Origin of the sequence: Corynebacterium sp. AOP40-9SA-29 (assembly GCF_052377405.1) — a bacterium.
Classification (GTDB): Bacteria; Actinomycetota; Actinomycetes; order Mycobacteriales; family Mycobacteriaceae; genus Corynebacterium.
Genome location: NZ_JBQSWR010000001.1, coordinates 353,129 through 363,819 on the forward strand (window position 1 = coordinate 353,129; position 10,691 = coordinate 363,819).

A 10,691-nucleotide genomic window follows, 5' to 3' on the forward strand; every position below is an offset into this window, starting at 1 on the left:
TCGCCCAGCCGCCCGGTCGGCGGTTGGCGGGGTCATCCTCCCGCTGCGACGAGTTCTTGGTGCAGTCCTACGTCCAGGGTGATCACGTCCAGCGGTGCCCGGCGGCGGCCGGGAAGACCGAGTTCGTAGTCGTTCTCGAGACGCTGGAAATGTTCGCCCAACCGGCGCAGGAACGAGGGGTCGACCGCGTCAGCGTTGGCGTCGACCGCGACGAGGAACATGCCGACGCGCGGGCTCCCTGAGCCCCGGTCGAAGGGTTCGGCGTCCGTGGACCACGACCCGCCGGCCAGTCCCGCGAGGACCTCCACCATGAAGCCGATATTCGCCATCTTGTGCCCACCGGCAGGACGCAAGGACCCGGCGAGCCCTTCCTCCGCATCCGTGGTGGGTTGACCGTCCGGGCCGAGGGCCCACCCCTGCGGCAGGGCCTCCCCCCGCTGCGCGTACTCGCGGACCGTGACATAGGCGGCGGCACTGATCCCCTGGTCGATGAGCAATGGCACCGGGTCCGCCGGCGCTGCGAAGGATAACGGGTTCGTGCCCAGTACCGGCGCCGTGGAGCCGTCCGGTGTGACGAGCGCAGGGGAGTTCGCCACCGCGAGGGCGACGTGGTTCCGTTCCGCCAGTCGTGAGGTGTAGTGGCCGAGCTCCCCGCAGGTGAAGGCGTTGCGAAGCCGGAGTACGGCCACCCCCTGCTCCTCCGTGGCCGCAAGGAGATCCGGCAGGGCCGCATCGAATGCCGCCTGGGCCGTTCCCGCTCGGGCGTCCACGCTGACGACGGAACCTGCCCACGACACCGTGGGCTCCGCTTCCCCGTCGAGAGCGCCACGGCGAAGCGCCGCGAGGTAGTCCATGAGGTGGACGGTGCCGACCTCCGCTCGACCGCGGATCTCCGCAGCGACGGTCGCCTCGGCCAGGCTCTGTGCGACCCTGGCGCTCGCCCCGGCATTCCGGACTGCCCGGACGCAGAGCTCGGTGAGCTCCCCAGGTCCGACGTCGACGACGGTCACGGTTACGGTCTCCTCCGAGGCTGTGGGACAGGACGTGTGCCCCACGAAACTACATCAGGACCGGCCTGGCCGGGATAAACCGCACGGTATAGTGGTCGGCATGCCTCTCAGCCGACTGCAGCCCGACACCCGCGTGGGCGACCTGGCCTATGAAGCGATCCACTCCGCGATCGTCAACGGCAGTTACGAGGCTGGACGGCGTCTGCAGATCCGTGACCTCGCCGAGGAGCTCGGCATCAGCGTGATGCCGGTCCGCGAGGCCATTAAACGTCTGGAAGAGGTCGGGCTGGTCGAGACCCGCCCCCGGCGCGGTGCCGTGGTCAAGGCATTCTCCCCGGAAGAGTTGCTCGACATCTACGAGGTCCGCCGGATACTCGAGGTCAGGGCTACGCAGACCGGTGTCGCCGCCCTGCCGCCGGATGCCGTCGGGGAGCTGGAGGCTCTGTACGACAGGATGCACGGGGCACTGGAGCGCGGCGACGTGGTCGACTACCTCTCCCTTGACGAGGAACTGTTGTCGACGATCTACGGGGCATCCGGGAACCTGGTCCTCGACGAGACGATCCGCAGCCTCTGGGCACGGTGCCGTCACTTCAAGATCGTCGGCGTCCGCGACGAGCTCGAGTCCGGCTCGACCGCGGAGCTACTCACCCACCAGCGCCACCTGATCGACGCGGCGAAGGACGGGGACGCGGCTGCCGCGTCGGACGTCACCGACGCCTCTCTCACCTCTGCCATCGACCGCATCCGCGACGCCCTGAACTGACCTGCCCGTGCGGCCCCTGCCCGGGCGAAAGAAATATCCGGGCGATACTTGTGTGATCACAAATCACAGATTAGTGTGTGTTTCACAACAGTAGTACATGCTCTGTTGCCCGGGACACCTACGGGCCCCGTTCCCATCACGTCGCGAAGGAGTCCACCGTGAAGGACGCAATCATCATCGGGGGAGGCCTCTCCGGCCTCTCCGCAGCGTGGCGGCTACGCCACTGGGACACCCTCATCCTCGAGTCCGAGGACCGTACCGGCGGACGCATCCGGTCGGAGAAACGCGGGCCGTACTTCCTCAACTGGGGCGGACACGTCTTCAGCGGGGCGGGCACATCCACCGACGACCTTTTCCACGAGACCGGTACTGCGGTCATGGACGTCCCCGGCACACTCGCCGGCGTTCACATGAACGGGAAACTCCTCGTCAACGGACCGGCGCAGACCTACCCGCTCCGCGTCCCCGTGCCATTCGGCGACCGCGTCCAGATGCTCACTCAGGGTGCCAAGGTCAGCAAGGACGTCCTGCGCTACGCCCAGGCCGTCCGACGCCGCCCCGGCGAGAGCGGCGAGACCCGCCAGCAGCGGATCTACGACTTCGAGAACGACCGTACGTTCGCCGAGTACCTCGGGGACGTTCCCGAGAACGTCGACGCACTGTTCCGGCCCACCGTGACCCGCTCCGCCGGTGACCCCGACCAGATCTCCGCAGGCGCGGGCATCGGCTACTTCAGCCTGGTCTGGAATATCGGACAGGGGCTGAGCAAGAGCATCGTCGGCGGCCCGTCGACGCTGATCGAGACCATCGCGGCCTCCCAGCGCGATCGCATCCAGACCGGTGCTCACGTGCAGGAGCTCACCCAGCACCGTGACCATGTCACCGTCCGCTACCTCAGGGACGGGGAAGAGCACGAAGTGTCGGCACGCACCGCCGTGATGGCGACCCCGGCACCGATCACCCGTCGCATCGGTGTCGACCTGCGCCCGGAACTGCGCGATGCCCTCGGTCGCGTCCAGTACGGCTCCTACGTCAGCGCGGCCTTCCTGACCAAGGAGAACACCCCCCAGGAATGGGACGGTGCCTACGGCATAGCCACGCCGAAACGGTCCTTCAACATCGTCCTGAACATGGGGAACCTGGTCAACGGCACCGGCGGCGCACGCCGTCCTGGTGGCAGCATCATGGTCTTCTCCCCTGCCAGTCTCGCCGACGCCCTCATCGATAAGACCGACGAGGAGATCGCCGAGATCTACCACCGCGACCTCAACGAGGTACTGCCCGGGTTCTCGGACATCGTCGAGGAGACGCACGTCCAGCGCTGGAAGCTCGGCGCACCCTACTGCTTCCCCGGGCGGGCAAAGATCCAGGAGGAGCTGATGCGCCCCGAGGATCGGGTGTTCCTCGCCGGAGACTACCTCGGATCCCTCTACACGGAGACCGCCATCACCTCGGCCTTCACCGCGGCACAACGAGCCGCCAGCCTGCTGGCCACCGAGTCCCAGCGCGGCCTCGCCGTCGCTGGCTGACCGTCCGGCTTTCCCCCCGACCAGAGCCTCACCCCCAAGAAGGAGAACCCCATGACTTCCACCAACCTGCACGGCATCCTCACCGCCCTGGCCACCCCCTTCGACGCCGACGAGAACATCGACACCACCGTGCTCAAGCAGCTCGTCGACCGCTCCATCGACAACGGCGTCGACGGCCTCGTTGTCGGCGGCTCCACCGCCGAGGTGGCCGCACTCAGCGCCGATGAGCGTCTGCAGCTCGTCGAGAGCGTGATTGAGTACACCGCGGGACGCGTCCCGGTGGTCGCCCAGACCGGTGCGACCTCCACCGCCGAGGCCATCCGGCACTCCCGCGCCGCGCAGTCCGCCGGTGCCGATGTCCTGATGCTTGTCACCCCCTACTACGAGCCGCTGAGCCTGGACGAGACCCTCGACTACATCCGGGAGGTCGCCTCCTCCGTCGAGATCCCGGTCATGCTCTACAACATCCCCGACGCCACCGGGGTGAACCTTTCCGCCGACACCGCAGCAGCCCTCGCCGACGAGGTCGACAACATTCGCTACATCAAGGACTCCGGCGCCGACTGGGAGCAGGCACTGCGCCTGATCCACCACCACAGCGACAAGCTGGGCACCTTCATCGGCTGGGATCCCTACCTTTACAGCGCGCTGGCGGAGGGTGCCGCCGGTGCCGTCGCCGGTGCCGCGAACGTCGTGCCGTCCGAGCTGGTCGCGGTCAGCCGACTGATCGCCGAGGACAAGCTCACTGAGGCACGCACGCAGTGGAACCGGGTCTACCCCGCCATCGACGCCATGATCTCGGAGAACTTCATCGCCGCCGTCAAGGCAGGTCTCCGCCACGACGGCGTGGCCGCCGGCATCCCCCGCCGCCCGGTGGCGGACGTTCCTGCCGACGCCGCCGACCGCATCGCCGCCGCCCTGGACACCCTGCGCGGCTGACCAGAACGCCCTGTCGCCGCACCGACCGCACCAGATAAGGACCACGCACATGAGCAACCACACCTTCACCGTCCGCCGTCCCGACTCCGGCACCACGCTGCTCTCAACCGGTGACCTTCCGCCGTTGCAGCACTACATCAACGGCACCTTCGTCGAGAGCGACGGAGAATACACGCTGGTCAATCCGGCCAACGGCACAACCATCGCAGAGGTCCCGCGTGGGGACGCCGGGGTGGTGGACACCGCAGTCGAGGCCGCCGTCACAGCATTCGACACCTGGCGCGACACCACGCCCAAGGAGCGGGCCGACCTTCTTCTCGCCATCGCCGACCGGATCGAGGAGAACGCCGACGTCCTCGCCCGCCTCGAGGCTGCGGACGCCGGCAAGCCCCGCATGGTTGCCGACGATGATGTCGCGGGCACCGCGGACATCTTCCGTTTCTCGGCTGGTGCCGCACGCGCGTTCACCGAGCAGGGAGCCGGGGACTACGTCACCGACCACACCTCGATGATCCTGCGTGAACCCGTGGGCGTCATCGGCGCGATCGTCCCGTGGAACTACCCGCTGCTCATGGCTGCGTGGAAGATCGCTCCGATCCTGGGGGCGGGGAACACCCTGGTCCTCAAGCCGTCGGAACAGACCCCGCTGAGCATGCTGAAGTTCATGGAGATCATCGACGACCTCCTGCCGGACGGTGTGATGAACCTCGTCACCGGGCGCGGTTCTGTGGTCGGGGCGAGACTCTCCGAGCACCCCGACATCGCCATGGTCGCGCTAACTGGCAGCGTGAACAGCGGAAAGACCGTCGCCGAGGCAGCAAGTGACTCATTGAAGCGGGTGCACCTGGAACTGGGTGGCAAGGCCCCCGTCGTCATCTTCGAGGATGCCGATCTGCGGCAGGCTGCGGAGTCACTGCGTGAAGCGGGCTACTGGAACTCCGGTCAGGAGTGCGGCGCCGGTACCCGAGTCCTGGTTCATGAGTCAGTCGCCGAGGAGTTCACCGAACTGCTCGTCGAGCAGGTGTCCAGCCTGGTCGTTGGGGACCCGGCCGCCGGCGAGGACGTGGAGATCGGCCCGCTGGTCTCCGAGGAACACTTCACCAGGGTGACCGAGTTCCTTGACCGGGCTCTCGCTGAGGGCGCGACGGCCGCCGTCGGCGGCGGCGCGCTGGACGGCGACGGCTTCTACGTCGCCCCCACCGTCCTCACGGGCGTCGAGCCCGGCACCGAGGCCGCGTCGGAGGAGATCTTCGGGCCGGTGGTCACCGTCGAGACCTTCAGCTCCGAGAAGGAGGCGGTCACCCGGGCGAACGAGGTCCCCTACGGCCTCGCCGCGTCAGTGTTCACCACCGACGCCGCCCGTTCGCTGTCGGTTCCCCGTCGCATCGACGCCGGGACGGTGTGGGTGAACTGCCACCTGGTCCTAGCGAACGATGTCCCCTGGGGTGGCTTCAAGGGCTCCGGTTACGGCCGTGACCTCTCGCTGTACGCCCTGCAGGACTACTCGCGCACCAAGCATGTGCAGATCAACCACGGGCGACGCGACTAGATCTTCTCCAGCGTGCGGTCACTCCTCGTCCCAGCTTTCCGACCCCCGGGCCGGAGGGCGGGGACAAGTAGTGCGGCGATGAGCAGTACGACCAGGGGAAGGATGAGCGCCGTGCGCAGCCCGGCCGACTCGCCGATGAATCCCAGTGCGGGCGGACCGACCAGGAACGACAGGTAGCCGACCGTGGAGGCGAAGGCGACCCGCTTGCCCTGCTGGGCGCCGGACTCCCCCGCCGCCGACAGTGCGACCGGGAATCCCAGCGACGCCCCGAGACCCCAGAGCACCACGGAACCGGCAGCCACGGCCTGATTGTCGACGAGGGAGATCAGGGCGATGCCGAGCGCGCCCAGCAACGCACTGACGAACAGGACCGGGGCCCGACCCCACCGCTGGACGATCGGACCGCCGACCAGACGGCCGACAGCCATGGACGCCGCGAAGACGGTGTAAATCGCCGATCCGAGGGTGTCGGCGAAGCCATGCTCGTCGACCATCACCAGGGGGAGCCAGTCATTGGCCGTGCCCTCCGCCAGCGCCATCGCCAACACGATGACACTGATGAGGATGAGTGTCGGGTCTTTCCAGACAGCCGGCCGCCCGGCCGAATCTGCGCCCTCCACCTCACGGTCGTCCGGGCCGATACGCCCCGTGTGGGCGGGCAGTTCCCGGATGGCAACGAGGAGAACGACGGCTGCGAGCACCCCGATCAAGATCAGGTGCGCAATCACGGAGAAGTCGACTGCGGTCGCGAGCATGCCCAGCAAAGCACCCGCCACGGTCCCCAGGCTGAAGAACCCGTGCAGGAGAGGCAGGAACGGGCGGCGTGCCACCTTCTCCACGTCAGCACCCTCGATGTTCATAGCCACCTCACCGGCACCCATGCCGGCGCCGAAGAACGCCAGGCCACAGAACACCACAAAGGGACTCCCCGCGGCGGCTCCGATACCAATCGTCGGCATGCTGACGACGACCCCGACAAGTCCGACGCCGATGACCGTTCTGGCACCCAGGCGTGCGACGAGTGGGCCCGAACTCAGGATGCCGAGCATCGACCCGATCGAGAGGCCGAACAGCACCATGCCCATCTGGGCGGTGGATGCGTCGATGGCATCCCTGATGGCCGGGGTCCTCGTGACCCACGACGCGATACCCATCCCCGGCAGGAAAAACAGTGCGAGCAGCGCCACGCGGCGCCGCGCGATGTTCATCGACATACGTGCTCCTCTACTCCTCTTGGACGACCTTTCTGGAAGTGTGTACGTATGTACGCACTAACAGAAGGCGGACTCTACTACACTCCAAAAAGGAGCCGCAAGGCCCCTGGAGCCGAGGGAAAGGACGCACCGCAGTGTCGGGACGCAAAGGTATTCCGAACGACCCCGAGCGCCGCGACAAGATCATTGCCGCAGCGCTCGAAATCATCACGGAGGACGGTGTCGCGAATGTGACGCACCGGGCGATCGCGAGCAGGGCCGGAGTGCCGCTCGGGTCGATCACCTACCATTTCGACGGGATCCTTGACGTTGTCGTCGAGGCGTTCGCGCACCTGTCCACGACCATGTTCCAGCGCTACAGCGACACGCTGTCGACCGCTGAGCACACCGGTCAGCCCGTCGAGGCCGTAGTCGACCTGGTGTGCGGCTCGTCCTACGGGAATTCCGAGGACATGGCCGCGCTGTTCGAGATGTACATCTTCAGCCGTCGCAGTTCCGCCGTCACCTCGATCAACCGCGAGTGGATGCGAAAGAGTCGCACCGCCCTCGGCCGGTACTTCCCCGCGGACGTCGCACGCACCCTGGACTCCCTCATCGAAGGCTGGTCGGTGAACCAGTTCGTGGAGGGAGTATCACCGGACAGGGAGGAGGTTCGGCGGGTCGTGGAGGCCGTCGCAGGTGCCCCGGGGCCAACCACAACCGCCACGCAAGCGACACCCGGGGAGAAGTGACCCCCGCACCCTCCCCTTCGCTCCCGAGGTAGCGCTACCTCTCCTGGGGAGAGTCCTCGGCGAGCTCTTCAGACGCTTCACCGACCGTGGCCGCACGGTTTCGCTCCAGCCGCTCGCGGAACGTCGTCTCCCACCACAGCGCACCCTTGATGCCCAGCGGCTCGGGGTCGAACACCGGGTCTTGACCGAGCTTGCGTTGACGGTCATAGTCGCGGACGACCTTGAAGACGATGGGTGTCAGAAGCAAGACAGAGATCATATTGAGCCAGGCCAACAACCCGTACCCGATGTCTCCTGCAGCCCACATGGCATCGGCACTGACAACGGATCCAGTGAAGGAGATGACGAGCGCACCGACCTTGATGATCCCCTCGAAGAACCGGTTGCTCTTCTCCCCGAGGAGGAAGATCAGGTTCGTTGTGGCCACGTAGAAGAAGAACACCTGGGACGTGAAGGCGAATAGGAGCACGGCCAGGGCAACGAAGACGCTCCCCCACCCGGGCAGGCTCGTGTCGATCGCCAGCTGGACGAAGTTCGGCCCCGCGATGGCGCCCGGTACATGGTCGACGAGGTACCCGCCAGCCTGATTCACCACGTGGTAGCTGTCCGTGATGATGATCATTATGCCGGTGGCCATGCAGATGAGGAAGAGGTCGATGTAGATACTGAAGGCCTGGATGATGCCCTGCTTGCCGGGATGGGTCGCATCCGCGGACGCGGCAGCGAACGTACCTTCGCCGAATCCGGTCGCAGAGGCGAACACCGCACGGCGGACTCCCCATGCAACAGCGAAGCCGACAATGCCACCGAACATCTGGTCCACACCGAGACCGGAGAGCACGATCAGCTTGATCGCCTCGGGCACCTTACCAGCGTTCATCACGATGAGGACCAGGGCGACGAGGAGGTAACCGACCGCCATAAAGGGGACGACGGTCTGAGCTACCTGAACGACCCGGCGCGTACCTCCGACGACGACGAACGCGAGCACCGAGGTGATGATAATTCCGGTCACCCACGGCTCGAGCCCAAACGCCTGGCTCGCACTGGAGGCGATGTTGTTGGCCTGGATTCCGGGGAAGACGAATCCGTAGCCGATCATCGCGGTCAAGGCCACTGCCGCGGCCAGCCAACGGGCACGAAGACCGTGCCTGATGTAGTAGGGCATGCCTCCTCGGTCCTCACCGTGGATACGCCGTTTGAAGACCTGGGCGAGGACGGCCTCCGCGTAGGCACAGGTTGATCCGAGCAAGCCAGTGATCATGATCCAGATCAAGGCTCCTGGACCGCCCATGGCGATGGCCGTCGCGACGCCGGCGATACTGCCGACGCCGACGCGGCTGGAGAGGGTGAGCGCGAGAGCCTGGAACGAGGACAGTCCCCCGTCGCCGGCCTCACTCTGGCGAAGTTGCCGGATCATGTCGGGCAGTCGCCGGAACTGCACGCCGCGGGTGACGATCGTGAAGAAGCCACCGACCGCCAAGGCGAAGTAGGCGAGCGGGTTCCAGATCCAGTCACTGATCGTTGTCAGTAGGTTCATGTAGTTACCGTCCGGGACGTGACACCCGCCGCGGAAGATTGTTTTATCGTGACACGGAACACAACGAACGTCAAGAGTGAAGTATCCACATCGGCAAATCCCCTCTCTCACCTGGCCTTTTTACAAGTCAGCAATGAAGCCTCTTGTGCAAACGCGGCCTCCTATGTAGTTTTGTGATCACACATCACATCTGTGTAGAGCACCAGCTCTTTCCCCGTAACCACCACGACACCCGCCGCGGGGAACCGGCTCGACTCTGAAATCCCCTACCCTTCGATACGAGACGCTCAGCGGTACTGACCGCCCGTCCCCTGTCACCCACCGATGTCCCCGCACTGTCGGGGCCTCCATCGTCTCCAGCGAGGAGACGGAGAGGAAGATGATGACCAAGACAATCGTGACCGGAGTGGACTCAAGCCAGACCGCTCTCGACGCTGCCATGAAGGCTGCCGAGTTGGCGGAGGGGCTGGGCGCCCAGGTGCACCTCTGCACTGCCTACAGCACCACCAGCGCCGATGCCCTGGACTCCATCAGGACCAGGAGCACCGGCGTAGCAAGCACGAAGTCGCACAAGAAGCTGACCGAAGGGCTGGGGAACGCCGCCCTCCAGGTCGCGGAGTCGGTTGCCGCAGTATTGCGGGATTCCCACCCTTCGCTCCAGGTGGAGGCGTTCGCCGGGGAAGGCCCTCCCGCAGACGTGCTCCTTCGGCAGGCCAAGAACTCGGACGCAGACCTCATCGTCGTGGGCAACAAGCATGTGCAGGGATTCAAACGGATCCTCGGCAGTGTGGCCCGCAAGGTCGCCTCGGAAGCGAAGTGCGACCTCTACATCGTCAATACCGTGCAACGGTGAAGTGAAGGCCTCTGCGAATCCGTCGCGGAGGCCGACACCGCGGCGCTCAGTATCGCTGCGCGGGGTGGGACGCCGGGGAAACCTGCCGTGATAGCAAGCGGACTGGACACCCTGCGCGACCGGATGCTCGACGCTCTGGGGCGGGAGGCCCCTCCCCCACTATCCACACCACCCCAGTTGTCCACTCCGTCCGGCGCGGATGCCATCGGCAGTAGCCATCTGTAATACAGGAGATATAGGATTGGTGGGATAAACCATCCGGTGCGCCATCACACTCCGCTTTTTCAGGCTTCCGGAGGACTGAGCCCACTACGAGGAGACCCGGTGACCGACGACATGAAGAAGGAACAAGAGCACGAGTTCTACTCCCGACCCGAGAACCAGGAACCCCAGGGGCCGCCGGTAAGGAGAAAGTCCAAGTACGGGGCTCCGGTCCCGGTCCGCTTTCCGCAGCCTCTCCTAGACCGGATCCGGGATGCCGCCGAGAAGGACGACCGTTCGGTGTCCTCGTGGATCCGGCGCGCAGCCGAGCACGAGCTCGACCGAGAGACTGGATAGAT

10 protein-coding genes are annotated in these 10,691 nt (G+C 66.0%); 7 read left to right on the forward strand and 3 right to left on the reverse strand.

Annotated features, from left to right (window positions below):
- Nucleotides 1–32: 32 nt before the first annotated feature.
- Nucleotides 33–1,010, reverse strand: coding sequence for an Ldh family oxidoreductase (locus ACT3SZ_RS01675; RefSeq protein ID WP_444616170.1), 978 nt, complete (start codon nucleotides 1,008–1,010; stop codon nucleotides 33–35).
- Nucleotides 1,011–1,110: 100 nt separating this feature from the next.
- Here ACT3SZ_RS01675 and ACT3SZ_RS01680 point away from each other — a divergent pair, with 100 nt between their 5' ends.
- The 4 genes from ACT3SZ_RS01680 to ACT3SZ_RS01695 all read left to right on the forward strand — a co-directional run bounded on the left by ACT3SZ_RS01680 (nucleotide 1,111) and on the right by ACT3SZ_RS01695 (nucleotide 5,793).
- The gene (locus tag ACT3SZ_RS01680) at nucleotides 1,111–1,776 is read left to right on the forward strand and encodes a GntR family transcriptional regulator (RefSeq protein WP_444616172.1); all 666 of its coding nucleotides are present in this window, start codon (nucleotides 1,111–1,113) and stop codon (nucleotides 1,774–1,776) included.
- Between the two features lie 158 nt (nucleotides 1,777–1,934).
- A complete protein-coding gene (locus tag ACT3SZ_RS01685; RefSeq protein ID WP_444616174.1) occupies nucleotides 1,935–3,305 on the forward strand; it encodes a protoporphyrinogen/coproporphyrinogen oxidase in 1,371 nt (456 codons plus the stop codon).
- Nucleotides 3,306–3,356: 51 nt separating this feature from the next.
- Nucleotides 3,357–4,244 carry a dihydrodipicolinate synthase family protein gene (locus ACT3SZ_RS01690; protein WP_444616176.1) on the forward strand — a complete coding sequence of 296 codons (888 nt, stop codon included), beginning with the start codon at nucleotides 3,357–3,359 and terminating at the stop codon, nucleotides 4,242–4,244.
- 49 nt (nucleotides 4,245–4,293) lie between these two features.
- Nucleotides 4,294–5,793, forward strand: a complete 1,500-nt coding sequence (locus ACT3SZ_RS01695) for an aldehyde dehydrogenase family protein (RefSeq protein ID WP_444616177.1) — start codon at nucleotides 4,294–4,296, stop codon at nucleotides 5,791–5,793.
- Here the strand turns inward: ACT3SZ_RS01695 and ACT3SZ_RS01700 are convergent.
- Nucleotides 5,790–7,007: an MFS transporter gene (locus tag ACT3SZ_RS01700; RefSeq protein ID WP_444616179.1), complete on the reverse strand. Its 1,218-nt coding sequence runs from the start codon at nucleotides 7,005–7,007 to the stop codon at nucleotides 5,790–5,792. The genes ACT3SZ_RS01695 and ACT3SZ_RS01700 overlap by 4 nt on opposite strands.
- Before the next feature lie 134 nt (nucleotides 7,008–7,141).
- Here ACT3SZ_RS01700 and ACT3SZ_RS01705 point away from each other — a divergent pair, with 134 nt between their 5' ends.
- Nucleotides 7,142–7,738: a TetR/AcrR family transcriptional regulator gene (locus ACT3SZ_RS01705; protein ID WP_444616180.1), complete on the forward strand. Its 597-nt coding sequence runs from the start codon at nucleotides 7,142–7,144 to the stop codon at nucleotides 7,736–7,738.
- Between the two features lie 34 nt (nucleotides 7,739–7,772).
- Here ACT3SZ_RS01705 and ACT3SZ_RS01710 read toward each other — a convergent pair whose 3' ends face one another.
- The gene (locus ACT3SZ_RS01710; protein ID WP_444616182.1) at nucleotides 7,773–9,278 is read right to left on the reverse strand and encodes an alanine/glycine:cation symporter family protein; all 1,506 of its coding nucleotides are present in this window, start codon (nucleotides 9,276–9,278) and stop codon (nucleotides 7,773–7,775) included.
- Between the two features lie 379 nt (nucleotides 9,279–9,657).
- Between ACT3SZ_RS01710 and ACT3SZ_RS01715 the strand changes: the two genes are divergently transcribed.
- Nucleotides 9,658–10,131, forward strand: a complete 474-nt coding sequence (locus ACT3SZ_RS01715; protein ID WP_444616184.1) for a universal stress protein — start codon at nucleotides 9,658–9,660, stop codon at nucleotides 10,129–10,131.
- A 324-nt stretch (nucleotides 10,132–10,455) separates the two neighbouring features.
- On the forward strand, nucleotides 10,456–10,689 hold the full coding sequence (locus tag ACT3SZ_RS01720; RefSeq protein ID WP_444616186.1) for a YlcI/YnfO family protein: 234 nt from the start codon (nucleotides 10,456–10,458) through the stop codon (nucleotides 10,687–10,689).
- Nucleotides 10,690–10,691 lie beyond the last annotated feature (2 nt).

Excerpts from the sequence above, each read along its gene's own strand:
- ACT3SZ_RS01690 (WP_444616176.1), top strand. The coding sequence starts at position 3,357 with ATGACTTCCACCAACCTGCACGGCATCCTCACCGCCCTGGCCACCCCC.
- ACT3SZ_RS01715 (WP_444616184.1), top strand. The coding sequence starts at position 9,658 with ATGATGACCAAGACAATCGTGACCGGAGTGGACTCAAGCCAGACCGCT.
- ACT3SZ_RS01695 (WP_444616177.1), top strand. The coding sequence starts at position 4,294 with ATGAGCAACCACACCTTCACCGTCCGCCGTCCCGACTCCGGCACCACG.
- ACT3SZ_RS01700 (WP_444616179.1), bottom strand. The coding sequence starts at position 7,007 with ATGTCGATGAACATCGCGCGGCGCCGCGTGGCGCTGCTCGCACTGTTT.
- ACT3SZ_RS01710 (WP_444616182.1), bottom strand. The coding sequence starts at position 9,278 with ATGAACCTACTGACAACGATCAGTGACTGGATCTGGAACCCGCTCGCC.
- ACT3SZ_RS01680 (WP_444616172.1), top strand. The coding sequence starts at position 1,111 with ATGCCTCTCAGCCGACTGCAGCCCGACACCCGCGTGGGCGACCTGGCC.